This window comes from Kocuria cellulosilytica, from assembly GCF_040981245.1.
GTDB classification, from domain to species: Bacteria; Actinomycetota; Actinomycetes; order Actinomycetales; family Micrococcaceae; genus Kocuria; species Kocuria cellulosilytica.
In genome coordinates this window covers 1-25,107 of the sequence record NZ_JAVFWZ010000012.1, presented here as the reverse complement: position 1 = coordinate 25,107, position 25,107 = coordinate 1, and the positions used below count along the sequence as shown (strand labels likewise).

26 protein-coding genes are annotated in these 25,107 nt (G+C 74.6%); 5 read left to right on the top strand and 21 right to left on the bottom strand.

Translation table 11 applies throughout. From position 1 onward, the window contains the following. Window positions 1-2: 2 nt before the first annotated feature. From RCG67_RS15310 to RCG67_RS15300, 3 genes are all read right to left on the bottom strand, one after another. A complete protein-coding gene (locus RCG67_RS15310; protein ID WP_368827502.1) occupies window positions 3-665 on the bottom strand; it encodes a GntR family transcriptional regulator in 663 nt (220 codons plus the stop codon). Window positions 666-743: 78 nt separating this feature from the next. Further along, on the bottom strand, window positions 744-1,247 hold the full coding sequence (locus RCG67_RS15305) for a DUF3830 family protein (protein WP_368827500.1): 504 nt from the start codon (window positions 1,245-1,247) through the stop codon (window positions 744-746). Further along, window positions 1,244-2,689, bottom strand: a complete 1,446-nt coding sequence (locus RCG67_RS15300; RefSeq protein ID WP_368827499.1) for an amidase — start codon at window positions 2,687-2,689, stop codon at window positions 1,244-1,246. Before RCG67_RS15300 ends, RCG67_RS15305 begins: the two co-directional genes overlap by 4 nt. Before the next feature lie 92 nt (window positions 2,690-2,781). On the opposite strand from RCG67_RS15300, the gene RCG67_RS15295 reads away from it, so the two are divergent. Further along, window positions 2,782-3,492, top strand: coding sequence for a maleate cis-trans isomerase family protein (locus RCG67_RS15295; protein WP_368827497.1), 711 nt, complete (start codon window positions 2,782-2,784; stop codon window positions 3,490-3,492). Window positions 3,493-3,518: 26 nt separating this feature from the next. Here RCG67_RS15295 and RCG67_RS15290 read toward each other — a convergent pair whose 3' ends face one another. From RCG67_RS15290 to RCG67_RS15225, 14 genes are all read right to left on the bottom strand, one after another. Beyond that, on the bottom strand, window positions 3,519-4,283 hold the full coding sequence (locus tag RCG67_RS15290) for a maleate cis-trans isomerase family protein (protein ID WP_368827496.1): 765 nt from the start codon (window positions 4,281-4,283) through the stop codon (window positions 3,519-3,521). Window positions 4,284-4,386: 103 nt separating this feature from the next. Next, window positions 4,387-4,806: a DUF3151 domain-containing protein gene (locus tag RCG67_RS15285; RefSeq protein ID WP_368797973.1), complete on the bottom strand. Its 420-nt coding sequence runs from the start codon at window positions 4,804-4,806 to the stop codon at window positions 4,387-4,389. Window positions 4,807-4,959: 153 nt separating this feature from the next. Further along, complete coding sequence (fbaA, locus tag RCG67_RS15280; RefSeq protein ID WP_058875479.1) at window positions 4,960-5,982, bottom strand: class II fructose-bisphosphate aldolase; 1,023 nt, start codon at window positions 5,980-5,982, stop codon at window positions 4,960-4,962. 88 nt (window positions 5,983-6,070) lie between these two features. After that, window positions 6,071-6,712: a TrmH family RNA methyltransferase gene (locus RCG67_RS15275; protein WP_368827494.1), complete on the bottom strand. Its 642-nt coding sequence runs from the start codon at window positions 6,710-6,712 to the stop codon at window positions 6,071-6,073. Then, a complete protein-coding gene (gene pyrE, locus RCG67_RS15270; RefSeq protein ID WP_368827492.1) occupies window positions 6,705-7,286 on the bottom strand; it encodes an orotate phosphoribosyltransferase in 582 nt (193 codons plus the stop codon). Before pyrE ends, RCG67_RS15275 begins: the two co-directional genes overlap by 8 nt. Window positions 7,287-7,311: 25 nt before the next feature. Then, complete coding sequence (locus tag RCG67_RS15265; protein ID WP_368827491.1) at window positions 7,312-8,070, bottom strand: SDR family NAD(P)-dependent oxidoreductase; 759 nt, start codon at window positions 8,068-8,070, stop codon at window positions 7,312-7,314. Between the two features lie 58 nt (window positions 8,071-8,128). Then, window positions 8,129-9,337 (bottom strand): acyl-CoA dehydrogenase family protein, encoded by a 1,209-nt coding sequence (locus RCG67_RS15260; protein WP_368827489.1) that lies wholly within the window; start codon window positions 9,335-9,337, stop codon window positions 8,129-8,131. A 116-nt stretch (window positions 9,338-9,453) separates the two neighbouring features. Then, window positions 9,454-10,113, bottom strand: a complete 660-nt coding sequence (locus tag RCG67_RS15255; RefSeq protein ID WP_368827487.1) for a sulfate/molybdate ABC transporter ATP-binding protein — start codon at window positions 10,111-10,113, stop codon at window positions 9,454-9,456. Beyond that, window positions 10,110-10,916: an ABC transporter permease gene (locus RCG67_RS15250; protein ID WP_368827486.1), complete on the bottom strand. Its 807-nt coding sequence runs from the start codon at window positions 10,914-10,916 to the stop codon at window positions 10,110-10,112. Before RCG67_RS15250 ends, RCG67_RS15255 begins: the two co-directional genes overlap by 4 nt. Then, a complete protein-coding gene (gene modA / locus RCG67_RS15245) occupies window positions 10,913-11,683 on the bottom strand; it encodes a molybdate ABC transporter substrate-binding protein (RefSeq protein WP_368827485.1) in 771 nt (256 codons plus the stop codon). The genes RCG67_RS15250 and modA overlap by 4 nt, the downstream gene beginning before the upstream one ends. A 7-nt stretch (window positions 11,684-11,690) precedes the next feature. Next, complete coding sequence (locus tag RCG67_RS15240) at window positions 11,691-12,089, bottom strand: TOBE domain-containing protein (RefSeq protein ID WP_368827484.1); 399 nt, start codon at window positions 12,087-12,089, stop codon at window positions 11,691-11,693. Between the two features lie 60 nt (window positions 12,090-12,149). After that, window positions 12,150-14,012 (bottom strand): DNA helicase RecQ, encoded by a 1,863-nt coding sequence (gene recQ / locus RCG67_RS15235; RefSeq protein ID WP_438612683.1) that lies wholly within the window; start codon window positions 14,010-14,012, stop codon window positions 12,150-12,152. 120 nt (window positions 14,013-14,132) lie between these two features. Further along, window positions 14,133-16,496, bottom strand: coding sequence for a glycoside hydrolase family 65 protein (locus RCG67_RS15230; protein WP_368827483.1), 2,364 nt, complete (start codon window positions 16,494-16,496; stop codon window positions 14,133-14,135). A gap of 49 nt (window positions 16,497-16,545) precedes the next feature. Beyond that, window positions 16,546-17,349: an enoyl-CoA hydratase gene (locus RCG67_RS15225; protein WP_368827482.1), complete on the bottom strand. Its 804-nt coding sequence runs from the start codon at window positions 17,347-17,349 to the stop codon at window positions 16,546-16,548. Window positions 17,350-17,508: 159 nt separating this feature from the next. Between RCG67_RS15225 and nadE the strand changes: the two genes are divergently transcribed. Then, window positions 17,509-18,333 (top strand): NAD(+) synthase, encoded by an 825-nt coding sequence (nadE, locus tag RCG67_RS15220; protein WP_368827480.1) that lies wholly within the window; start codon window positions 17,509-17,511, stop codon window positions 18,331-18,333. 75 nt (window positions 18,334-18,408) lie between these two features. On the opposite strand, the gene RCG67_RS15215 is transcribed toward nadE, so the two are convergent. Beyond that, window positions 18,409-19,641: a CAP domain-containing protein gene (locus tag RCG67_RS15215; protein ID WP_368827478.1), complete on the bottom strand. Its 1,233-nt coding sequence runs from the start codon at window positions 19,639-19,641 to the stop codon at window positions 18,409-18,411. 164 nt (window positions 19,642-19,805) lie between these two features. Between RCG67_RS15215 and RCG67_RS15210 the strand changes: the two genes are divergently transcribed. Continuing rightward, window positions 19,806-20,612, top strand: a complete 807-nt coding sequence (locus RCG67_RS15210; protein ID WP_058875492.1) for an exodeoxyribonuclease III — start codon at window positions 19,806-19,808, stop codon at window positions 20,610-20,612. 6 nt (window positions 20,613-20,618) lie between these two features. After that, window positions 20,619-21,491 carry a DUF8083 family protein gene (locus RCG67_RS15205; RefSeq protein ID WP_368827477.1) on the top strand — a complete coding sequence of 291 codons (873 nt, stop codon included), beginning with the start codon at window positions 20,619-20,621 and terminating at the stop codon, window positions 21,489-21,491. A gap of 30 nt (window positions 21,492-21,521) precedes the next feature. On the opposite strand, the gene RCG67_RS15200 is transcribed toward RCG67_RS15205, so the two are convergent. After that, on the bottom strand, window positions 21,522-22,835 hold the full coding sequence (locus RCG67_RS15200) for an AI-2E family transporter (RefSeq protein ID WP_368827475.1): 1,314 nt from the start codon (window positions 22,833-22,835) through the stop codon (window positions 21,522-21,524). A gap of 136 nt (window positions 22,836-22,971) precedes the next feature. On the opposite strand from RCG67_RS15200, the gene RCG67_RS15195 reads away from it, so the two are divergent. Continuing rightward, entirely contained in the window at window positions 22,972-23,490 is a 519-nt protein-coding gene (locus RCG67_RS15195; RefSeq protein WP_368827473.1) for a single stranded DNA-binding domain-containing protein, read from the top strand. Between the two features lie 27 nt (window positions 23,491-23,517). Here the strand turns inward: RCG67_RS15195 and RCG67_RS15190 are convergent, their stop codons facing one another. Then, window positions 23,518-24,462, bottom strand: coding sequence for a metallophosphoesterase (locus RCG67_RS15190; protein ID WP_368827472.1), 945 nt, complete (start codon window positions 24,460-24,462; stop codon window positions 23,518-23,520). Window positions 24,463-24,681: 219 nt separating this feature from the next. Beyond that, window positions 24,682-25,107, bottom strand: a 426-nt coding sequence (locus RCG67_RS15185; protein ID WP_368827471.1) for a hypothetical protein, incomplete at its 5' end; no start/stop codon positions are given.

Below are 25,107 nucleotides of genomic sequence, written 5' to 3'. Positions count from 1 at the left end.
GCTCAGGCGCCCAGCACCCGCTCGAGGCCGTCCTGCATGTGCGCCCGCAGCAGCCCGTCCGCCCGGTCCGCGTCCCCCGCGTCCAGCGCCGCCACGATCTCGGCGTGCTCCCGGAGGCGGGCGTCGGCGGACTCGTAGGTCCCCTGCATGCCGGTCAGGGACATCCGGATCTGGGTGAGCAGCGTCCGGTGCATGCTGAGCAGCCGGGGGCTGCCCGCGAGCTCCACGAGCAGCTCGTGGAAGTGCAGGTCCGCCTCCGACATCTCGTGCCCGTTCGGCTCCGGGGCGGCCTCCCGCATCGCGGCCAGCGGCACGGCCAGGGCCTCGGCGGCCCGGGGCCCCGTGCCCGTGGCCACGATCCGGCGCACGGCCGCGCACTCCACGGCCTCCCGGGCGAGGTACATGTCCCGGACCGCGTCCTCGGTCAGCTCCATCACGAACAGGCCGCGGTTGCGGTGGCCCACGAGCAGGCCCTCCTGCGTGAGGCGCTGCATGGCCTCGCGCAGCGGCCCGCGGCTCACGTTGAGCTCCCGGGCCAGCTCCTGCTCCACGAGCTGGCTCCCGGGCGGGAAGCGCCCGTCCGCGATGGCCTCCCGCAGGATCCTGGCGATGAGCGCAGGGGTCGACTCCTGGACCACGGGAGGAAGGGTCGACCGGGCTGCCATGCTGCTCTCCATCTGTTGCACGGCCCGGGGCGGGCGCCCGGACCGAGGATCCATCCTAGTTCGCGCCACGGCGCCGGCTCAGGGCCCCTCCGCGCGGGCGAACCGCAGGGTCTCCCCGCGCGCCCCGCCCATCCACACGTCCTGGCACGCGGCGGCCAGGTCGTCGAGGCCGTCCTCGATCGTGGCGAAGACGTTGCCCGGCACCCAGCCCACGTCGCCGTTGAGCAGCAGGTTGTTGCGCCCGTAGAAGACCGCGAGGTCGATGAGCAGCCGGTGCTCCGAGGTCCCGGAGGAGGCGTCGTAGCCGTAGGCCGGGTTCTCGAGCACCCCGTCGAAGCTGAAGTAGCAGAGGTCCCCCGGGATCGGCGTCACCGTCTGGTTCTCGGGCCCCGGCTCCTCGGGGGCGAACCCCGGGACCAGCGCGTAGATCTCGTTGCGGGCGAACTTCCCGTGGAAGACCTGCCCGGCCAGCGGCAGCGCCTGCCACACGGCCTCGGCGGTCCGCGGGGCCTCGCGGTCGAGGAGGCGGGCACGGGCCGTGACGGCGCGCCGCTCCAGGGTGACGGTGAGGTAGCGGGTCACGGGGTGCTCCCTTCGGCGACGGCGGCGGAGGACCGGGCGGCGAGCGGCGGGCGCAGCGGATCCCGGCCGGCGGCGGCCTCGTAGGCGGCCGCGACGTCGAGCACCCGCTGGTCGCCGTGGCGCGGCCCCACGATCTGCAGGCCGACGGGCAGGCCCTCCCCCGTGAGCCCGCACGGGACGGTGATCGCGGGCTGCTGGGTGAGGTTGAAGGGGTAGGAGTAGGGCGTCCAGCTGGTCCAGTCCGGGCTCGGGGACCCGGCCGGGACGTCCGTGCCGGCCTCGAAGGCCGTCCGGGGCAGCGTGGGCGTGACGAGGACGTCGTAGCGCTCGTGCAGCAGCCCCATCCGGCGGCCCCAGGCCATGCGGCAGGCCGTGGCGTCGAGGTAGTCCTGGGCGCTGAAGCCCTGGTGCCGCTCGAGCGCGGCGCGCAGGGAGGGGTCGATCCGCTCGCGCGCGCCCGGGCCGTAGCCGGCCACCACGGACGCCGCGCCGCTGAACCAGAGCACGTGGTAGGCCCACGCCGGGTCCTCCTCGCCCAGCTCCACCTCCTCGACCGACGCGCCGAGGTCCGCCAGCACCCCGACGGCCGCCCGGACGGCGCGCTCGACCTCGGGGTCGTTGGTGCCGTAGCCCAGGTCCGGGCTGAAGGCCACGCACAGGCCGGCCGCCCGCTCCGGGCCGGCCAGCCGCCCGAGGAAGCTCCCGGTGGGGGTCGGCAGCGCCGACCAGTCGCGGGGGTCGTACCCGGACAGGACGTCGAGCATCGCGGCGGTGTCGGCCACGGTGCGGGTCATCGGCCCGGCGTGGGCCAGCGTGCCGAAGGGGCTCGCCGGGTACAGGGGCACCAGCCCGTAGGTGGGCTTGAGCCCGACGATCCCGCAGAAGGAGGCGGGGATGCGCACGGACCCTCCGCCGTCGGTGCCGACCGACAGGGCGCCGAGCCGGGCCGCCACCGCGGCGGCCGAGCCGCCCGAGGAGCCGCCCGCGGTCCGGGCGGTGTCCCAGGGGTTGACCGTGACACCGGTGCGGGGGCTGTCCGTGACGCCCTTCCAGCCGAACTCCGGGGTGGTGGTCCTGCCGACGAGCACCGCGCCGGCCTCCTGCAGACGTGCCACCGACGGCGCGTCCTCCTCCCACGGCCCCGTCTCCTCGATGAGCAGGGAGCCCCGCAGGGTGGGCCGGCCGCGGGCCAGGAGGAGGTCCTTGACGGTGGTGGGCACCCCGTCCAGCGGCCCGCGCCCCTCGCCGCGGGCCCAGCGCTCCCGCGACTGCCGGGCGGCCGCCAGCGCCGCGTCCCCCTCGACCAGGCAGAAGGCGTTGAGCACCGGGTCCACGGCCTCGATCGCGCGCAGCGTCGCCTCGACGACCTCGACGGGCGAGAGCTCACCGGCCGCGTAGGCCGACGTCAGCTGCACCGCGGACAGCTCCAGCACGTCCTGCACGGGACCTCCTCCGGACGCTACGATTGTCGACAATCAAACTGTAAGCTTTTCGTCGATCCGGTCAAGCCCGCCGGGAAGGAGGTGCCGGGACCGTGCACACCGTGGTCATGCTCTATCCGGGGCACAGCGCGGAGGACGACTACGAGGTGCTGGAGCACCTCGTGCCGGACGCCGCCTTCCCCGTGGTGCGCACCTGGGAGGGCGGCACGGCGCACGACGTCGCGGCGCTGCTGGACCTCGGCTCCCGCCGGCACCTGGAGCCCGCGGCCCGGCGGGCGCGCGCCCACGCCCCGGACGCCGTGCTGTGGGCCTGCACCTCGGGCAGCTTCGTGCACGGCCGGGAGGGCGCGCGCGCGCAGTCGGACTGGGTGGGCGAGGCGAGCGGGGTCCCCGCCTCCTCGACGTCCTGGGCCTTCGCCGCGGCGGTCCGGCACCTGGGGGCCCGCCGGGTCGCGGTGGCGGCGACCTATCCGGCGGACGTCGCGGCGCACTTCACGGCCTTCCTGGCCGGGGACGGCATCACGGTCACGGCGCTGTCCGCCCACGACGTCCCCAGCGGCGAGGACGCCGGGCGCCTCGACGCCGAGTGGCTGCTCGGGGCCGCACGCGCCGCCGACGTCCGGGGCGCCGAGTGCCTGCTCGTCCCGGACACGGCCCTGCACACGGTGACCGCCCTGCCGGGGCTCGAGCGGGCGCTCGGACTGCCCGTGCTGACCGCCAACCAGGTGACGGCGTGGCACGGGCTGCGGCTGGCCGGGCACCCCGCCCGCGCCGACCGGCTCGGCGCCCTGTTCCGGGCCTGACCCCGGCACCGAGCGGGCCGGCCGGGTCAGGACGGCTCGACCTCCCGGGCCGGCAGGGCGCACAGGCGCTGCCCCGGGCCCTCCGGGGCGAGGCCCATCCGGCGCAGGCCCGCCCACAGCGTCACCTGGTTGGCGCTCAGCACCGGCTTGCCCAGCTCCTCCTCGAGGGGCGCGATGAGGTCGTAGGTGGGCAGGTTGGTGCACGCCACGAACACGGCCTGGGCCCCCGGCCGGTCCGCCCGGCGGACGAGGTCCGCCGTCACGGCGTAGGGGACGTGCCAGATGAGCCGGTCCAGCCCCAGCCCGGCGCAGGCGACGACGTCCTTGCCGTCCTCCGCGAGGAAGTCCTCCAGCCGATGCGTGAGCCGCTCGACGTAGGGGGTGGCGATCGCGAGGGCCGTCACGCCCAGGACGTCCAGGGCCTCCAGCAGCGCCTCGGACGTGGTGACCGCCGGGACGCCGGCCTCCTCCGCGATCGTCCGGGAGATCCGCCGGGCCCCCTCCCCGCCGTGCACGAAGCTGCCGGAGGTGCAGGCGTAGACCACGGACTCCGGGGCCACGGCCGCCAGGGAGCGGGCCGCGGCCCGGATCTCGGCGTCGTCGCCGATCCGCGCGGCCATGAGCTCGTCGACCACCATGGGGTGGAACGGGGTGCGCGCCACCGCGAGGGACGTCGGCGCGGGCATCCACCGCCACATCTCCCGGTCGAGAGCCATGTCGTAGGGGTTCACGACACCGAGCACGCGGTGGACACCGGGGCCCTCCGGGATCGGCATCTGCAGGGCTGCCATGCCTCCATGCTGGCACCCCGCCGGCCGGGCGACAACGGTCGTGACCGCGCACGACGACGGCCCGGGGACGTCAGCCGTCCCCGGGCCCGTCCGGCCTGCCGGATCAGCGCTGCAGCTGCTCCGCGGCGGTGGGGTCCGAGTCGTTGAGGAACTTCTGGATGCGCTCGGCCTCGTCGAACTCGCCGATCGCCGCGGCCGCCCGGCCCAGGGCCGCGAGCGCCCGCAGGAAGCCGCGGTTGGGCTCGTGGGAGAACGGGACGGGCCCGTGGCCCTTCCAGCCGTGGCCGCGCAGGGCGTCGAGGCCGCGGTGGTAGCCCACGCGGGCGAAGGCGTAGCCCTCGAGGGTGCGGCCCTCGGCGAGGGCGTCCTCGGCGCACATGGCCCACGCGAGGGAGGCCTTCGGGAAGCGCGCGGCGAGGTCCTCCGCCTCGTCGCCCGCCTCGATGCGCTCGGTCAGACCCGGGTCCTCGGTGAGATAGGTGGGCTCGGGGCCGCCGAGCAGGTTCTTGCCGGTGAGGCTCATGGGGGACGGGATCCTTTCGGGACGCGGGAGTGCGGAACTGCGGGACTGCGGGGGCCGGGGACGGGCGCGACGAGGACGGCGGCGCCCCGCGCGGGCAGGGCGCCGCCGTCGCCCGCCGCGGCCGCGCAGGGCGGGCGCGGAGGGGTGGAGCCGCTACTTGACGGAGGTCCCGGCGGAGCCGAGGTTCTGGCAGGCCTCGACCACGCGGGCGGCCATGTGCTCCTCGGCCAGGGCGCCCCACACGCGCGGGTCGTACTTCTTCTTGTTGCCGACCTCGCCGTCGACCTTGAGCACACCGTCGTAGTTGGTGAACATGTGCCCGGCGACCGGGCGGGTGAAAGCGTACTGGGTGTCGGTGTCCACGTTCATCTTGACCACCCCGTACTCCACGGAGTTCGCGATCTCCTGCGCGGTGGAGCCGGAGCCGCCGTGGAAGACGAGGTCGAAGGGACGGTCCTTGCCGATCTTCTTCCCGACCTCCTCCTGGATCTGCTGCAGCAGCTCCGGGCGCAGCTTGACGCCGCCGGGCTTGTACACGCCGTGCACGTTGCCGAAGGTCAGGGCGGTGAGGTACCGGCCGTTCTCGCCGGCGCCGAGGGCCTCGACCGTGGCCAGGCCGTCCTCGACGGTGGAGTAGAGCTTCTCGTTGATCGCGTTCTCCACGCCGTCCTCCTCGCCGCCGACCGCGCCGATCTCGACCTCGAGGATGATCTTGGCCTTGTTGGTGCGGGCCAGCAGCTCCTGGGCGATCTTCAGGTTCTCGTCGAGCTCGATGGCGGAGCCGTCCCACATGTGGGACTGGAAGATGGGGTCCTCGCCGCGGGCCACGGCCTTCTCGGACTCCTCGAGCAGCGGCAGCACGAAGCCCTCGAGCTTGTCCTGCGGGCAGTGGTCGGTGTGCAGGGCGATGTTGACGTCGTAGTTCTTCGCGACCTCGCGGGCGAAGGCCGCCATCGCGAGCGAGCCGGTGACCATGTCCTTCACGGAGGCGCCGGACCAGTAGGCCGCCCCGCCGGTGGAGGCCTGGATGATGCCGTCCGAGCCGGCCTCGGCGAAGCCGCGGATGGCGGCGTTGAGGGTCTGGGAGGACGTGACGTTGATGGCCGGGTAGGCGAAACCCTTCTCCTTGGCCCGGTCGATCATCTCGGCGTAGACATCAGGGGTTGCGATGGGCATGCTGGCTCCTTCGGTTCGGGTGTGGCCTGGCTCCCACTCTAGCCAAACCGGCGCCGGGGGACGACGGGTGGACGCCGCGGGTCGCCCGTCACGCGACGGGCTGGCCGAAGACGTGCCGCCGGATCCAGGCGTGCATCGCCACCGCGGCCGCGGCCGAGGCGTTGATGGAGCGGGTCGAGCCGAACTGGGCGATGGACAGGGTGGTCCCGGCCGCCGCGTGCATCTCGGGGCTCAGCCCCGGTCCCTCCTGGCCGAGCACCAGCACGCAGCGCGCCGGCAGGTCGTAGGTCTCGAGCTGCTGCGAGTCGGGGAAGTTGTCGATCCCGATCACCGGCAGGCCCTCGGCGTGCGCCCAGTCCGTGAACTCCTCGACGCTCGCGTGGTGGCGCACGTGCTGATACCTGTCGGTGACCATCGCTCCGCGGCGGTTCCAGCGCCGCCGGCCCACGATGTGCACCTCCCGGGCGAGGAACGCGTTGGCGGTGCGCACCACCGAGCCGATGTTGAGGTCGTGCTGCCAGTTCTCCACGGCCACGTGGAAGCCGTGCCGGCGGGTGTCGAGGTCAGCCACGATGGCGTCCATCGTCCAGTACCGATAGGCGTCGACGACGTTGCGCCGGTCCCCGTGCTCGAGCAGCTCCGGGTCCCACTGCCCGCCCTCGGGCCAGGGGCCCTCCCAGGGGCCGACGCCGACCGCCGGGGCACCGGGCTCGTCGACGGGGTCAGTCAAGCCCGAACTCGTCCTTCGTGAAGGCGTAGAGGCACGGCACGCCCGCGGTCTCCTCGATGCGCTCCTTGGCGCCGGTCCGCCGGTCCACGATGATCGCCACGGCCACCACGTTGGCGCCGGCCCGCTGCAGGGCCTCCACCGCGGTGAGCGCGGACCCGCCCGTGGTGGAGGTGTCCTCCACCACGACGACGTCGCGGCCCCGCACCGGGGGGCCCTCGACCTGGCGGCCCATCCCGTAGCTCTTCTGGGCCTTGCGGACCACGAACGTGTCGATCGCCCGACCCTGGTCACCGGCCGTGCGCATGATCGCGTGGCCCACGGGGTCCGCGCCCATGGTCAGCCCGCCCACGGCGTCGCAGGAGATCCCGGCCTCGTCGAGCAGGGCCAGCATCACCTGGCCCACGTAGCGGGACGCCTCGTGGTGGAGGGTCACGCGGCGCAGGTCCACGTAGTAGTCGGCCTCGATGCCGCTGGCGAGCGTCACCTTGCCCCGCACCACGGCGAGGTCGGTGATCAGCTGGCGGAGGCGGTCGCGGGCCGTCGCGAGGTCGACGGGCGAGAAGTCGGTGGTCATGGGGCCCAGTCTATGGGGCGGGCCCTCAGCGGGGCGCCATGCGCAGCGCCCCGTCCATGCGGACCGTGGCGCCGTTGAGGTAGTCGTTGTCGAGGAACGTCGCCACGAGCTGCGCGAACTCCGAGGGCCGGCCCAGCCGGCGCGGGAACGGCACGCCCGCGGCGAGACCGGCCCGGAACTCGTCGCCCACCGCCGCGAGCATGGGCGTCTCCACCACCCCGGGGGCGATGGTGTTCACCCGGATCCCGGCGCTCGCGAGGTCCCGGGCCGCGGTGAGGCCCAGGCTGTGCACCCCGCCCTTCGACGCCGCGTAGGCGGCCTGCCCGACCTGCCCCTCGAACGCGGCGACGGAGGCGGTGTTGACGACCAGCCCGCGCTGCCCGTCGTCGTCGACCGGGTCGGTGGCCGCGATCCGCTCCGCGGCCAGCGCCAGGACGGTGAACGTGCCGAGGAGGTTGACGCGCAGCACGGTCTCGAACAGGTCGAGGTCGTGCACCCCCTGTCTGCTCAGCACCCGGGCGGAGGGGCCGATGCCGGCGCAGTTCACCACGGTGCGCAGGGGCCCGGCGGCGGCCGCGGCCGCCACGGCCTCGCGCACCTGCTCCCGGTCGGTGACGTCGGCGGGGACGTGGCGCACGCCCTCGACGTCGGGGGCCTTCTCGATCGCGGCCGGGAGGTCGACGGCGAAGACCCGCACGCCGCGCCCGGCCAGCATCGCGGCGGTGGCGGCGCCGAGCCCTGAGGCTGCGCCGGTGACGAGGGCGGAGGTGTCGGTGACGTCCATGCGGGCTCCTTCCGGGGAGCTGCTCGGGGGTGGGAGGTGGCCGGGCGGTGGTGCCGGCTCAGACGAACGCGGAGACGCCCGTGACGGCGCGGCCCACGATGAGGGCGTTGATCTCGTAGGTGCCCTCGTAGGTGTAGAGGATCTCGACGTCGTTGAAGAGCTTGGCCATCTCGTGCTCGGTCACCACGCCGTTGCCGCCGAGCAGGTTCCGGCCCAGGGCGGCCGACTCCCGGGCCAGGGAGGTGGTGGTGGCCTTGGCCAGGGCGGCGTGGGGCATGTCGAAGCCGCCGTCCTCCTGCAGCCGGGCGATCTGGGCCATGAGGCCCAGGGTGGCGGTGGCGTTGCCGAGGATCCGGGCGAGGGGCTCCTGGACCAGCTGGAACTTCGCGAGCGGGCGGCCGAACTGCGTCCGGGCCAGGGCGTAGTCCCGGGCGACGTCGAAGATCGCCAGCTGCACCCCGGCCGCCTGCCAGCCCACCCAGGCGCGGGAGTTGCGCAGCATCGCGTTGGCGGCGGCGAAGTCGCCCGCCCCGGGCAGGGCGCCGGCGGCGGGGATCCGGACCTCGTCCAGGACGATGTCGGCGTTCTGCATGATGCGCAGGCCGATCTTGTGCTCGATCTTCGTGGCGGACCAGCCCGGGCGGTCGGTCTCCACGAGGAAGCCCTTGACCTGGCCGTCGGCGGTGTCCCGGGCCCAGACGATCGCGACGTCGGCGATCGTGCCGGCCCCGATCCAGCGCTTGGTCCCGGTGAGCACCCACTCGTCGCCGTCGCGGGTCGCGCTGGTGGCCAGGCCGCCGGCGATGTCGGAGCCGTGCTCGGGCTCGGTGAGGGCGAACGCGCCGAGGGCCCGGAAGCGGCGCAGCTCCGGCAGCCACCGGGCCTTCTGCTCGGGCGAGCCCAGGGCGTCGATCAGGTCGACGACGAGCTCGTTGTGGATCCCCACGAGGGCGCTCAGGGAGACGTCGGCCCGGGCGACCTCGGCGTAGGCCAGGCCCCGGAACAGCCGGCTCGCCCCGGAGAGCTCGAGCTCGCCGAGCCCGTGGGCGGCCAGGTCGGGGAGCAGGTGGGACGGGAACTCCTCGCGGTTCCAGTACGGCGTGACCACGGGGCGGACCTGCTCCTGCAGGAAGGCGCGCAGCTCGGCCAGCCGCGCGCGCTCGGACGGCGGCAGCAGGGCGGCGAAGCAGAAGAGGTCGGCGTCGGGGAAGGGGATGCCGGGGTGCTGCTCCACGGACGGGGATTCCCCGCGCAGGACCGGGTTCATGGGATGTCCTTTCGTCGGTCCGGGCGGAGGGGTGGCCCGCCGGGACCGGGTCGAACCGTACGGTGGTGAGCACATCGTACTGTGATCCAGCTCACCGCCGGCGGAGGGTGGGTGCCTCACCGCGGACCGGCGACCCGGCCGTTCTCGAGCACCACGACGTGCTCGGCCAGCGCGGCGGCGTCCGCGGGGTCGTGGCTGACGACCAGGGCGGTCCGGCCCTCCAGCACCCGGACGAGCAGCTCGCGGACGACCGGCGTGGTGGCCGCGTCCAGGGCGGAGAACGGCTCGTCCAGCAGCAGCAGCCGCGGCTCGGCCGCCAGGGCCCGGGCGATCGCCACGCGCTGCGCCTGTCCGCCGGAGAGCTGGGCCGGGCGGCGGCCGGCGAACTGCTCGGCGCCCACCTCGGCGAGCCAGTGCCGGGCGGCGTCCCGGGACCGGGCGCGGCCGGCGCCGCGGCTGCGCGGGCCGAAGGCCACGTTCTCGAGCACGCTCAGGTGCGGGAACAGCAGGGGCTCCTGCGCCATGAGCGCGATGCCGCGCTCGTGCGGGGGCGCCCAGCTCCCGCGCCCGGAGCCGTCGAGGTCGAAGAGGACGGACCCGCCGAGGGTGCACCGGCCGGTGTCCGGCACGAGCAGCCCGGCGAGCACGGCGAACAGGGTGGACTTCCCGGCGCCGTTGTGGCCGGTCACCGCCACGGTGGCCCCCGGCGGGACGCTCAGCGAGAGGGCCCAGTCCCGCGCGGCCACCCGGGCGTCCACGGACAGTCCGTCCGTCATCGCCGCCCCGCCGTCCGGCGCCCGGGGGCCGTGAGCCCCACGACGAGCACCGCCACGACCACGAGCACGAGCGAGAGGGCGACGGCGGCGTCCGGGTCGGTCTCCCGCAGCAGGTAGATCTCCAGGGGCAGGGTCCGGGTGGTCCCCTCCAGGCTGCCCGCGAAGGTCAGGGTGGCCCCGAACTCGCCCAGGCAGCGCGCGAAGGAGAGCACGGCGCCGGAGGCCAGTCCCGGAAGCACCAGGGGCAGGGTGACGCGCCGCAGCACGGTGGTGGGCCGGGCGCCGAGGGTGGCCGCGACCTCCTCGTAGCCGGCCGCGGCGCTGCGCAGCGCGCCCTCGAGGCTGACCACGAGGAACGGCAGCGCCACGAACGTCTGGGCGAGCACCACGGCCACGGTGGTGAAGGCGATGCTGATCCCGGCCAGCTCGAGGTGGCGCCCGACGAGCCCGTGGCGCCCGAAGGTGTGGAGCAGGGCGATCCCGCCGACCACGGGCGGCAGCACCAGGGGCAGCAGCACCAGCGAGCGCAGCAGCCGGGCGCCGGGCGGCCGCGCGCGGGCCAGCACGAGGGCCAGCGGGGCGCCCAGCAGCACGCACAGCGCGGTGGAGGCGGCCGCGGTGCGCAGGCTCAGCCACAGGGCGGTGCGGGAGGACTCCGAGGTGACCAGGCCGAGGAAGCCGTCCCCGTCCACCCGGGCGAGCATCCCGAGGACCGGCAGGACCACCACGAGGGCGCCCAGGGCGGCCGGGATCCACACCCAGCCGGGGACGGTGCTGAAGCCGCGGGGACGACGCCGGATCACGGCGCCCCGAACCCCGCCCCGGCCAGGGCCTCGCGGCCGCGGTCGCCGGCGACGAGCTCGAGGAACTGCCGGGCCGGCGCGTCGGCGTCCGCGAGCGCGGCGACGGCCGGGCGGGTCACGGCCCGGGACGCCTGCGGGACCTCGACGACCTCGACCGCGTCCCCGGCCGAGCGCGCGTCCGTGGCGTAGACCAGGCCGGCGTCCGCCTGGCCCGAGACGACCTTGCCGAGCACGCCCGTCACGGCGCCCTCCTCGCTCACCGGGCTCAGCCGCACGCCCGCGGCCTCCTCGACGCGTTCCGCGGCGGCGCCGCACGGCACCTGCGGCGCGCACACCACGATCTGCACGCCCGGCTCGGCCAGGTCCCGGAAGGACCCGATGCCGGCCGGGTTGCCCGCGGGCACGACCACGGCCAGGACGTTGGTCGCGATGACCTCGGGCGCGCCGTCGACGAGGCCGGCGTCCACGGCCGCGGCCATGCTCCGCTCGTCGGCGGTCGCGAGGACGTCGGCGGGCGCGCCCGCCGCGATCTGCTGGACCAGGGCGGAGGAGCCGGCGAAGTTCAGCGACACCTCCACCTCCGGGTGCTGCGCCTCGAACTGCTCGGCGAGCTCGGTGAGGACGTCCGTGAGGGAGGCCGCGGCGTGGACGTCGAGGACGGTGGCGGGCTCGCCGCCGGCCGCGGGGGACGGGCCGGCCCCGCACCCGGCGGCGCCGAGCCCGAGGGCGGCGAGGAGGAGCGCGACGGCGGTGGCCCTGGTGTGCACCGCCGCCTCACGTCCCCGGGATCTCGACGACGACGTCGGTCGACTTGACGACGGCCGTGGCCACGCGGCCGGGCTCCAGGCCCAGGTCCCGGACGGCCTCGGTGCTCATGAGGGAGACCACCCGGTGCGGGCCGCACTGCAGCTCCACCTGGGACATCACGGCGTCCGAGACGACCTCGGTGACCAGCCCCACGAACCGGTTGCGCGCCGAGCTGGCGACCCGCGCGGGGTCCTCGGGCCGGACGGAGCGGTCCTTGAGCAGGCGGGCCAGCTCCAGTCCGTCCACCACGGTCTGGCCGGTCGCGCCGCGGGTGCTGCGCAGCGTGCCCTGGTCGATCCAGCGCCGGACGGTGTCGTCGCTGACGCCGAGGAAGCGGGCGGCGTCGGCGATCCTGATCTTGGTCATGGCATCACCCTATCCGCAGCTGCGGATGTTGGAGGAGACACGGGACGCAGATGCGGAGGATCAGCTGCCCGTGACGACCTCGCGGACGGCCTCGCCGTAGCGCTCGAGCTTGGCGTCGCCCACGCCGGAGATGCCGCGCAGCTCGTTCAGCGAGCTCGGCCGGGCCTGCGCGATCGCGGCGAGCGTCGCGTCGTTGAAGACGACGTAGGCCGGCACGCCCTGCTCCTTCGCCACGGCGGCGCGCCAGGCCCGCAGCTGCTGGAAGAGCTCCTGCTGGGGCTCGTCCAGGGCCGGCGGTGCGGCGCCGGCCCTGGGCCGGCGGACGGCCTTGGCCCGCTCGGGCTCGCGGCGCAGGCGCACCTCCTTCCGCCCGCGCAGCACCTCCCCCGCCGCCTCGGTGAGCGCCAGGACGCCGTACTCGCCCTGCACCCGGAGCAGGCCCTGGGCCAGCAGCTGGCGCACCACGCCGCGCCACTCCTGGTCGCTCAGCTCGGTGCCGATGCCGAACGTGGTCAGCTCGGTGTGGCGCATCCGCACCACCCGCTCGGTCTCCCGGCCGAGCAGGATGTCCACCAGGTGCCCGGCGCCGAACTGCTGGCCCCGCTCCCGCTGCAGCCGCACGATCGTGGACATGAGCTTCTGCGCCGGGACCGTGCCGTCGAAGGCCTCGGGCGGGTTCAGGCAGGTGTCGCAGTTGCCGCACGGCCCGCTCGCCTCGCCGAAGTAGCGCAGCAGCTGCTGGCGGCGGCACTGCACCGTCTCGCACAGCGCGAGCATCGCGTCCAGGTGGAGCGTCTGGGCGCGCTTGCGCTGCCGGTCCCCCTCGCCGCCCTCGATCATCCGCCGCTGCTGGACGACGTCCTGCAGCCCGTAGGCGAGCCACGCCGTCGACGGCAGCCCGTCGCGCCCGGCGCGACCGGTCTCCTGGTAGTAGCCCTCGATGCTCTTGGGCAGGTCGAGGTGGGCGACGAAGCGGACGTCGGGCTTGTCGATGCCCATGCCGAAGGCGATGGTCGCGACCATGACGACGCCGTCCTCGCGCAGGAACCGGGTCTGGTGCTGCAGGCGCAGCTCGGCCGGCAGGCCGGCGTGGTAGGGCAGGGCGGGAACGCCCTGGCCGGCCAGCCACTCGGCCGTGCGCTCCACCGAGGCGCGGCTGAGGCAGTAGACGATCCCGGCCTCGCCGTCGTGCTCGGTCCGGATGAGCTGCAGCAGCTGCCGGCGGGCCTCCTGCTTGGGCCCGACACGGTACTGGATGTTGGGCCGGTCGAAGCTGGAGACGAAGACGCGGGCGCCGCCCAGGCGGAGGTTGCGGACGATCTCCTCGCGCGTCTCCTCGGTCGCGGTGGCGGTCAGCGCGATGCGCGGGACCCCGGGCCAGCGTTCGTGCAGGATCGTGAGCCCGAGGTAGTCGGGGCGGAAGTCGTGGCCCCACTGGGCCACGCAGTGCGCCTCGTCGACGGCGAAGAGCGCGATGCGGGCGCGGTCGAGCAGCTCCGCCGCCACGGGCAGGCGCTCGGGGGCGAGGTAGAGCAGGTCGAGCTCGCCCGCCAGGAGCCGGCGCTCCACGGCGCGGCGCTCGTCGGCCGTCTGGGTGGAGTTGAGGTACGCGGCGCGCACCCCGAGCTGCTCGAGGGCGTCGACCTGGTCGTGCATGAGCGCGATGAGCGGGCTGATGACGACGCCGGTGCCCTCCCGGACGAGCGCGGGGATCTGGTAGCACAGGCTCTTGCCGCCGCCGGTGGGCATGAGCACGAGCGCGTCCTCACCCCTGCTGACGGCCTCGACGATCTCGGCCTGCTGCCCGCGGAAGGCGTCGTAGCCCCAGACGCGGGTGAGCACCTCGAGGGGCGTGGACGGCGTCGCGGGGGCCTCGCCCGGTGTCGTGGGCGGGGCGGTCCCGGTCGCGAAGGCGGCGGCCACCGCCGGGTCCTGCACGTCCCGCCCGTGCGGGGCGTGCGGCGGGGGCTGCGCCCCGCCGGGCCCCGGTCCGCTCCACGTCTCACCCACACGGCCAGGGTAGCCGGTGCGGGCGGGACGCCGTCACGAGCCGCGGGGAGCCCGGGGGGCGCGGCCGGGTGGCTGGCGCGGTGCGGGGGTGGGCGGGTGGGGGGTGCGCAGCGGGGCGTGCACGGGCCGGCCGGCCGTGAGGGTCATAGGCTCGTCGTCGATCCGCAGCGCGACCTCGCCGGGGTTCCCGTCCAGGAGCCGCACCGCCGTGCCCGAGCGCGTGATCTCCACGCCGAGCCGGCGGCCGCGCCAGTGGAGGCGGAAGGCGAGCCGGTGCAGCCGCTCCGGCAGCCGGGGGGCCAGGCGCAGCTCGCCCCCGCCCGTGTCCAGACCGCCGAACCCGCAGACCACGGCCAGCCACGACCCGGCGGCGGAGGCCAGGTGCAGCCCCTGTCCGGCGTCCTGCTGGATGTCCCGCAGGTCCACGAGGGCCGACTCGCGCAGGTACTCGAGGGCGAGGCCCAGGTGGCCCACGCGGGCGCAGACCACGGCCTGGACGCAGGCCGAGAGGGACGAGTCGCGCACGGTCCGCTGCTCGTAGTAGTCCAGGTCCCGGGCGGTCTGCTCGGGGGTGAACGCCTCGGCGCACCACCACAGGGCGAGGACCAGGTCCGCCTGCTTGACGACCTGGCGGCGGTAGATCTTCGCGTAGTGGAAGTGCTCCTCCACGGGGTAGCCGTCCTGCTTGGCCTCGAAGTCCCACTCGCGGTAGGTCGTGAACCCCGCGTTGGCGGGGTGCACGCCCCGCACGGCGTCGTAGGGCACGTGGATCGCGTCCGCCAGGGCCCGCCACCGCTGGAGCTCGTCCGCCGTCACGGACAGCCGCCCGATGTGCTCGCGGTGCTCCTCGCACGCGTCGGCGGCCGCCCGGAGATTGCGCCGGGCCATGAGGTTGGTGAACACGTTGTCGTCCACCACGCCGGTGTACTCGTCCGGTCCGGTCATCCCCAGCAGGTGGACGCGGCCCTCGTGGTCCTCGTGGTCCTCGTGCACCATGGCGGCCCACACGCGCGCCGTCTCCACGAGGACGTCGACCCCGCCGACCGTGGTGAGGTCCTCGCCGGTCACCTCGGCCCACCAGCTGAAGGCCCGGGCGATGTCGGCGTTGACGTGCATGGCCGCGGTGCTGGCCGGCCAGTACGCGGAGGTCTCGTGCCCGTCGATGGTGCGCCACGGGAAGGAGGCGCCGCCCAGGTCCAGGACCTGCGCCCGCTGCCGCGCCCGGTCCAGGGTGGAGGAGCGCCAGCGCAGGAGGCGTGCGGCGTCCCGGGGGCGCAGCAGCGCGAGGGCCGGCAGCACGAAGCCCTCGACGTCCCAGAAGGTGTGCCCGCTGTAGCCGCCGCCGGTCAGTCCCTTCGCCCCGACGGGTGCCCCGTCGACGCAGGCCGCCGCCTGCAGGAGCTGGAACAGGTCGAAGCGCACCGCCAGCTGCAGCTCGGGGTCGCTGTCGATCTCCACGTCCGCGCCCGCCCAGTACTCGTCCAGCTCCGCGCGCTGGTCGGCGAGCAGCCCCTCCCAGCCGCGCCGCCGCGCCCCGGCCATGGCCGCGAGCACCTGGCCGCGGAGGTCGTCGGCGGGGTCGTCCGCGGCCGAGGAGTGGCACAGGTACTTCACGAAGCGCACGCTCTGACCGGGGCGGAGGTCGGCGACGACGGTCGTCACGACCTGGTCCTCGTCGCACTGCGTGCTCACGGCGCCGCCGGCCGGCAGGTCGACGTCGTGCTCGACCGCGGCGCCCACCCCGATCCCGCTGCCGTGGGTGCGGTGGACCAGGGCGCCGCCCGTCTCGTGGCAGTGGTGGATCTCGGGGCGGAACGGCTTCTCCAGGACCTCGGCCACGCGCGGGTCGGAGTTCACCACCTTGGGCGGGGTGCCGTTGGCCACGAGGGCGGACCGGAGCACCACCTGGACGGAGCGGTCCACCGCCTCGACGGCGTAGTGGAGCGCGCTCACCGGGCGGTGGCCCAGCGAGACGAGCCGGGTGGAGCGCAGCCGCATCCGGGCGCCCCGGGGGGTGACCCACTCCGTGTCCCGGTGGAGCGTGCCGGCCCGCAGGTCGAGCACCCGCTCGTGCTGCTCCGGCGGGGAGTCCCGCACGTCCAGGGGGACGCCGTCCACCTGCAGGTGCACGGTGCTGCCGTCGGCCACGCCGACGATGGCCTGGCCGTGCTCGGGGTGACCGTAGCCGCCCTCGGGGTAGGACAGCGGGTGGTACTCGTAGACGCCCGAGAGGAAGGTGCCGCGGGAGTCGCTGGGCTGCGCCTCGTCCAGGGTGCCCCGGACCCCGACGTACCCGTTGGACAGGGCGAAGACGGACTCCAGGGCGCCGTGCGCGCCCGGGTCGAGCGCGGACTCGCGGATCTGCCAGGCGGAGGCTTCGTTCGACGGTGTCGGCATGGCACCACGTTAGCCCGCGCGGCCGGGACCGTCCGGGCGCGGCGGGAGCTCAGCGGTGCGTGAACCGCGGCTCGCGCTTCTCCGCGAACGCGGCCATGCCCTCCTTCTGGTCCTCGGTGGCGAACAGGGCGTGGAAGAGCCGGCGCTCGAGGTGCACGCCCTGCGCGAGGGTGGTCTCGAACGCCGCGTCCACGGCCTCCTTGGCCGCGAGGACCGAGGGCAGGGACTTCGCGGCGATGGTCCCGGCGACGTCCAGGGCCTCCTGCAGCAGGTCCGCGGCGGGCACCACGCGGGAGACGAGCCCCGCCCGCTCGGCCTCCGCGGCGTCGATCTGCCGGCCGGTGAGGACCATGTCCATGGCCTTGGCCTTGCCCACCGCACGGGCCAGGCGCTGGGAGCCGCCCATCCCGGGGATCACCCCGAGGTTGATCTCGGGCTGGCCGAAGCGGGCCGTGTCCGCGGCGATCAGGAGGTCGCACATCATCGCCAGCTCGCACCCCCCGCCGAGGGCGTAGCCCGAGACCGCGGCGACGACGGGGGTGCGCACGCGGGTGAAGGCGTCCCAGCCCGCGAACCAGTCGGCGAGGTACATCTCCGGGGCGCTGCGCCCGGCCATCTCCTTGATGTCGGCGCCCGCGGCGAAGGCCTTCTCCGACCCGGTCAGGACGATCGCCCCGATCCCGGGGTCCGCGTCCAGGGCGGTGGACGCGGCGACGACCTCCCGCAGGGTCGCGGCGTCGAGGGCGTTGAGCGCCTTCGGCCGGTGCAGGGTGATGATCCCGACCCTCCCGCGGGTCTCGACCAGGATGTTCTCGTAGCTGGTCCCGTGGCTGTTCCCGTGCTGCTCGCTCATGCTGTGCTCCTGGTTCGCTCGGTCGGTCGGATCTCGGTGCTCCCGGCGGCGGGGGCGGGACGGCGCAGGAGCATGGCCCGCATCCTACGCACCGCGCCCGTGGTTCCCGGCAGGTGCGCCCTTGCCCCGCCGGGAGCGCCCCGCACTAGCATGGGGCCCATGCGGACACTGCAGGCAGCAATCATCGAAGAGATGGGCGTGAAGCCCGAGATCGACCCCCAGCAGGAGATCGAGGCGCGCGTCGGCTTCCTCTGCGACTACCTCCGCGCCAGCGGCACGAACGGTTTCGTGCTCGGCATCAGCGGGGGCCTCGACTCCACGCTGGCCGGCCGGCTGGCCCAGATGGCGGTGGACCGGCTCGCGGAGGAGGGCGTGGAGGCGGACTTCGTGGCCGTCCGGCTGCCCTACAACGTCCAGCACGACGAGGACGACGCCCAGGCCGCCCTGGAGTTCATCCGGCCGTCCAGCACCGTGAGCTACAACGTGGCCCCCGCCGTGGACGGCTTCGAGGGCGAGTTCCGGGAGGCCACCGGCCGGGAGATCTCCGACTTCAACAAGGGGAACATCAAGGCCCGCGTCCGGATGACGGCCCAGTACGCGATCGCCGGGGAGCGGAACCTGCTCGTGATCGGCACGGACCACGGCGCCGAGTCCGTGACCGGGTTCTTCACCAAGTACGGCGACGGCGGCGCGGACGTGCTGCCGCTGTTCGGCCTCGACAAGCGGCAGAACCGGCTCCTGACGAAGACCCTGGGCGCGGAGGAGCGGCTGTGGGCGAAGGCCCCCACCGCGGACCTGCTCGACGACGCCCCCGGCCAGACCGACGAGGCGGAGCTGGGGCTGTCCTACGACGACATCGACGACTACCTGGAGGGCCGCGAGGTCGACGACGCCGTGGCGGAGAAGATCGAGCACCGCTGGCGCATCACCCGGCACAAGCGCACGACCCCCGCCACGCTCCTCGACGACTGGTGGCGGGCCTGACGCCGGGAGCACCCGCGGAGCGGCGGAGCCGCGCACCCCGGCCGGGGTGCGCGGCTCCGCCGTCGTCGGGCCCCCTCAGCGGGTGGCCCAGGTCCGGCCGGCCGCGTAGTGGACGGTGTAGCCCTTCGAGAAGCGCTGGCGCACCTCGGCGCCGTACCGGTACTCGTCGGTGACCGGGAAGCCGTAGCCGCGCTCCCGGCCGGCGGCCGTCCAGGCCCGGCCGATCGCCCCGTACAGCTTGATCGCGCGGGAACCCGTGCCGGGGCTCCACATCACCTGGGTGGAGCGCCCGTCGCGGCGGAAGACCTGGTAGGCGCCGCCGGCGGCGGGGCGCTCGTCCGTGGCGGGCAGCCCGAAGTTGTGCTCCCGGCCGGCCGCGATCCACCGGGCGCCGATGGAGCCGTAGTTCTTCACGGCCATCGCCCCGTAGCCGGGGGCCCAGTAGATGGTGGTGGTGCGGCTGCCCTTCCGGAACTGCTGGTAGACGCCGCCGTGCACCAGGCCGCCCCGCTCGTTCATGGTGGGCTCGCCGAGCACGGAGGCTCCGCCCAGGCGGTGGTACTTGGTGCCGATGGCGCCGCGGACGGTGAGGGCCGGGGCGGTCACCGGGGGCACGAACCCCTGGGCCGGGGTCGGATACGTCCCGGGCACGGACTGTCCGGCCGGATAGGCGTAGTAGTAGACGGTCAGGTAGGTCTCCCAGCCGGGCCCGTCGGAGCCCGACGTGGCGACGTGGCTGACGCCGATGCCGAGGTGGGTGAGGTCCCGGGCGAACTGGTCGGTCCCGTTGCGGGGGTAGAAGTCCAGCAGGTAGTGGGTGAGCGCCTCGACCGCGTCGACGCCCTGGAACGCGCCGGTGAAGACGCCCTTCCCGTAGTACTGGTCCATCCGGACGCCGCCGGCGGGGGCGCCGGCCCAGGGATCCGGGTTGCGCGACTCCATGCGGGCGCCGGCCATGGTCTCCGCCCACTGCTGGGCGTTGCGGGACAGGGCCGTGTTGTAGACCAGCGGGGCACGGTTGGCCTGGCGCCGGTGGTCGTTGACGATCTTGAAGGCCTCGGTGATCTGCTCGACCGTGGTCGGGTGGGCGCCGGCCGACGCGGCCAGTCCGCCGGCGGGCGGGGCCTCCGCGGCCCCCGGGGCGGGCGCCGGGGCGGGGTCGCCCGCCGACCCCCCGGACAGGACCGGGGCGTCTGCGGTGCTGGCGAGCTCGGCCGGCGCGGCCGGCGCGGCGAGCGCCGCCGGCAGGCCGCCGAGGAGGAGGGCGGAAACGGTGGACACGACGAGCGCGGTCCGTGCGAGGTTCATGGGGGGTCTCTCCCTGCTGGGGACGGCGCCGCCGGGGGCACGGGCCAGCAGGAAGTTAGCATATGCAACCGCCCGGGGGAAGGGGTCCCGCACAAAACCACCGGCGGGGCGGGCGGTCCGGCCCGTGGCCGGGGGCGTCCGGGCCAGCCGGTAACGTGGGGACCATGAGGATCGCCACCTGGAACGTGAACTCCGTCCGCGCCCGCGCCGACCGCGTGGAGGCGTGGCTGCAGCGCTCGGACGTGGACGTGCTGGCCATGCAGGAGACCAAGGCGAAGGACGAGAACTTCCCCTGGGAGCTCTTCGAGTTCATGGGCTACGACGTCGCCCACTTCGGCCTCAGCCAGTGGAACGGTGTGGCGATCGCCTCCCGGGTGGGCCTCGAGGACGTCGAGCGCACCTTCCCCGACCAGCCCGCCTTCGGCAAGCCCGGCGAGGAGCCCGTGCAGGAGGCCCGTGCGATCGGGGCCACGTGCGGCGGCGTGCGCGTCTGGTCCCTCTACGTCCCCAACGGCCGCGGCCTGGAGGACCCGCACATGCCCTACAAGCTGGAGTGGCTGCGGGTGCTGAAGGACCACGCCAAGCAGTGGGTCGAGGAGGACCCGCAGGCGCAGGTCGCCCTGGTCGGCGACTGGAACGTGGCCCCCCAGGACGAGGACGTGTGGGACCTGCAGTTCTTCCTCGACAACGGCCTGACCCACGTCAGCGCCCCCGAGCGCGCCGCCTTCCGCGCCTTCCTCGAGGAGGCCGGCTACCAGGACGTGGTCCGCCCCCGGCACCCCGGTCCGGGCGTCTACACCTACTGGGACTACAAGGGGCTGCGCTTCCCGAAGAAGGAGGGCATGCGCATCGACTTCCAGCTCTACTCCCCCGCCCTGGCCGGCCGCGTGACGGACGCGTCGATCGACCGCGAGGAGCGCAAGGGCAAGGGCGCCTCGGACCACGCCCCCGTGATCGTCGAGATCGCCTGAGCGGCCGTGGCCCAGTTGCTGCAGGTCGGCCGGACGTTCCGCTCGGCCACCGGGATCCCCCACCAGTTCGCGCTGCGGGTGTACGTGCCCGCCGAGGAGCTGGACGCCGTGTACGCCCCGCTGCTGCCGCGGGCGCTGCCCCCCGAGGAGGCCGGGGTCAACGAGCTGACCGAGCAGCTCGCCCGGCTGGCCGAGCCGGGTCAGGAGCCGCTGCCCCCGGCCGTGGAGCCGCTGTGGACCCTGCCGTTCTCCGCCGCGCCCCGGGGCCGGGACATGCTCGCGGCGGGGGTCGGCGACTTCCCCGTCTACCACCCCCCGCAGCGGCTGCGCCGCTCGCTGCGGCTCGTGGCGCTCGCCGAGGAGGAGGGCGGCCAGCCCCTGCCCAACCTGCTCATCCCCGAGGACGCGGTCCGGGCCGCGGGCGAGCTCGTGAGCCGGGAGCACTTCGTGCCCGTCCACGCCCGCCAGTCGGCGTTCACGGTGCCCATGGCGTGGTTCTCGCTGTTCACGGCCCAGGACCACACCGAGAGCTTCCACCACGGCAACCGCGTGCACCGGTGCGCGGTGCCGGTGGACCTCGCGACCCGGCGGGTGGTGCGCGCGGCGCAGGTCGTGGAGGACGCGGGCGGCGAGGACCTCGAGGACCTCGCCGAGGACCTCACGCACCTGGGCCGGTGGCTCGGGGCGTTCTCGGCCAATTCCCTCGTGGTCCTGCACTACGGCTCGCTCGCGGACCCCTTCCAGCCCGACGAGAGCCCGCAGGACTTCGCGGACGCCGTGGAGCTGCTGGCCGCGCAGGACGCCCACGGCGCTGCTGTGGCGTTCCGCCGGCTCATGCACCGCTGGCTGCCGCTGGCGCACCTCGAGAGCGCCAGCTGAGGCGGGAACGGCAGCGCCTGCGGGCCCCTCTCACCGACGTCGCAGCCGTGAGCGCCGGGACGGCCGGCGTCCGGCCCGGGCCCGTCGCCGCTGCTCGGACCGGACCCGGTGGAACCGCTCGAGCTGTTCCTGGATCTGCTGCCGGTCCGCCCCGTGGCGCCGGGCGTTCCGGCGGATCTCCCAGGGGTAGTAGTACGGTTCCCACCCGATGTCCGCGTCGGTCCGCCACGCCCCCGCCGCGAGGTAGCGCACCACCGTGTTCAGGACGGCGATGACCGGCACCGCGAAGAGGGCCCCCGCGATGCCGTAGAGGACCGCACCGGTCGCCACGGACAGGAACACGGCCAGCGGGTGCAGGGAGACGGCCTTGCCCATGATGAGCGGCTGCAGGACGTTGCCCTCGAGCTGCTGGACGAGCACCACCACGCCCAGCATCAGCAGCGCGTTCGTCGTCCCGTTGGCCACCAGCGCCACCAGGACCGCGACCGCCCCGGTGGCCACCGCTCCCACGACGGGGACGAACGAGCCCAGGAACACGAGGATGCCGATCGGCAGGGCCAGGGGCACGCCGAGGAGGGCCGCGCCCACCCCGATGCCCACGGCGTCGAGGGCCGCGACGAGCCCCTGGGCCCGGGCGTACTGGACCAGCGCCGTCCACCCGTGCCGGCCCGCCCCGTTGACCGCTCGGCGCGCCGGCGCCGGGAAGAGCCGGACCACGGACAACCAGATCCGCTCGCCCTCCATCAGCAGGAAGAGCAGCGTGAAGAGCAGGATCACGGCACCGGCCAGCACCTGGCCGGCCGTGGAGCCGAAGGACATGGCCCCGTCCAGGATCGCCCGGCTGTTGTCCTCGACCGTGGTCCCGACGTCCCCGATCCAGTCGTCGAAGGTGCCCACGTCCCACCCGAACGGGCTGCCCTCGAGACGTTCCAGCAGCTGCCTGCTGCCGGTCACCACGCTGCCGGAGAGCTGGGCGAAGCCCAGGACGATCTGCCGGCCGGCCAGCACCAGCAGCCCCGCGACGACCCCGACCAGGCCGAGGACGGTGACGCCGGAGGCCGCTCCCGCCGGCACCCGGTGACTGCGGGCCCACCGCACCAGTGGAAAGAGCAGACCCGCCAGCAGCCCCGCGAGGAGCACGGGAACGACGACCACCGTGATCGTCGAGAGCAGACGGCCGAACAGCCCCACGGCCGCGACCACGGCCAGCAGCCGCCAGGACCAGGCGGCCGCCACCCGCACCGGAACCGACACCGCTGCGGCGGCGTCACCGTCCGGCGGCGGCTGCCGGCGGTCCGTCTCCGGGCGGGCGGGCCGCTGCCCGCCGTGTGCTGTCATGGGCATGGTCGGATCCTGACACGATTGCCGGCGAGTGCCCGTTTCTGACGGAGGATGAACCCGGCGGCGACCCGGGCCGAGGAAGGGCCGGGGACGGGTTCCGAACCCCCAGCCCGTCGGACTACCGTCGAACCGATGAGGGATGACCGGTTCGGGCCCGGGAGCCGTGCCGGCGACCGCGGTGGCCCTGGCCACGGCCGCCGGCGCGACTGCCGGTTGCGGGACGAGCGGCTCCCCGGAGTCCGACCCCGGGACGGCGTCCGGGACCGGAGCGGAGTCCAGCCCGACCCAGCCGGAGCGGACCGGTGGCGCGGCGACCAGCAGCGCCTACAGCGGGCCCTGCGACGAGAAGTTCCGTGCGGACGTGTCCTCCTACGCCGGGCAGCGGGTGAGCCTCACCGGCAAGGTGGCCGACCTGGTCCCCTCCCGCTCCGCCCTGGTCCTCACCGACCCCGAGAACCCCGAGCTGGACCCGCTGCTGGTCAGCGCCCGGTACGCCTTCCCCGACGTGGAGCAGGGCGACGTCGTCGAGGTCACCGGCACCGTGCAGGCGAACTTCCAGGCCCGGGTCGACCAGGACGACGTGGACAACGACGCCGGCTTCTACGACCGCCACATCGGCCAGCCCTACCTGGACCAGGCCGGCCTCGGCACCGAGTAGTCCGGTACGGGCGGCGACCGGGCCGGATCAGGCCCGGTGCAGCTCGATGCTCAGCAGCTGGGGCGGGGCGTTGATCCGCACCGGCAGCAGACTGAAGCCGATCCCGCAGGTCACGAACATCTCGTTGCCCTCGGCCCCGTAGCCGGCCGGGGCGAAGCCGTCGGCCACGAGCTCCTCCTCCTCGGTGAGCCCCAGGTAGGACCACCGGGACAGCAGGGGCAGGGCAATCTGCCCGCAGTGGGTGTGCCCGGCCACCGCCAGCGGGGCGGCACCGGCGGGCAGCTCCGGGAACGTGGTCGGGTTGTGCATCATCACCAGCCGGGGCGCCGCCTCCGGTACGTCGTCGAGGGCCCGTGCGGGCTCGGCCTCCCCGACCGCAGCCGGCCCCACCCCGACCAGGAACAGTCCCGGTCCGGGGCCGCCGCCGGGGGCGGGCACGACGGTGGCCTCGTCGGCCAGGACCTCGATCCCGCGCTCCTCGAAGGCGGTGGTGAGCTCCTCGACGGCTCCGACGGCGTAGTCGTGGTTGCCCATCACCGCGTACACCGGGATCTCGGCTCCGGTCAGCGGCTCGAGCAGGCGGGTCACGTCGCTGACCCGTTCCTGGATGCCGGTCTCGCTCCGGTAGAGGAAATCCCCGGGCAGCAGCACCGCCGCCGGATCGGCGGCCACGGCCTGCTCCACCACGCGCTCGATCATCCCGGTGTTGTCCCACCACATCCCCACCTGCAGATCGGAGAGCACCAGCACCTGCGCCCCCTCCCAGTCCGGGCCCAGTCCGGGGATGCGGGCCTGGATGCGTTCCTCGTCCAGGATCAGCCGCGGCTCGACCGCCACTCCGTAGCCGGTCACGAGCAGGCCCAGGGCGACCACGGCCGCGACCAGGCCGGTGAGCACGGCACGGGCACGACCGCCCCGTCGTCCCCGTCCTCCGTTGCGGGGCCCGTCGTCCCGGGCAGCTGAGTGGCTCATCGCAGTCCTCTCCTGTGCGCCGACCCGGCGCAGGGCGTCCTCTGCGCTCGGGGGACGACGCTCTCACGTCCGGCCCGTCCACGTGCTCCGCCCCGCGCCGTGCCACCGGGGCCGCCGCCGAGCGGGCACCGCCCCGGCCGGGCGGCGTCGGCCGGGTCAGCGGATCGCCCGTGCACCGCCGGTGCACGGGCGATCCGGGGTGGTGCTGCCGGGCGGCCGTCACTCCGCGGGCAGCTCCCGGACCTCGTCCGCGATCACGGCCAGGTCCAGCTCGCGCTCGACCAGGTAGTCCATCTCGTCGTTGTCGAAGTCCCAGTCCCACTCGGACTCGATGTCGGTCTGCACGATCTGGCGGACGGTGCCGGTGACCTGGACCATGTCCCCGTCCTGGATGTCCTGGGCGGCCGCGTCCACCCCCACCACCGGGGTGTCGTCCTCGCCGACGGTGAACAGGTTCGGGCCCACGACTTCGGTGACCTCGTTCTGCATCGTGACCGTCTCGTTGAGGATCGCCGCCGTCGCCGAGGCGTCCCCCTCCTCGGCCTCTTGCACCGGGGTCTCCTCGGCACAGCCGACCATCAGGGCCGAGGCGAAGGCGGCCGCGGCCGGCAGAGCAAACATCCTCTTCTTCGAGCTGGTCGACAT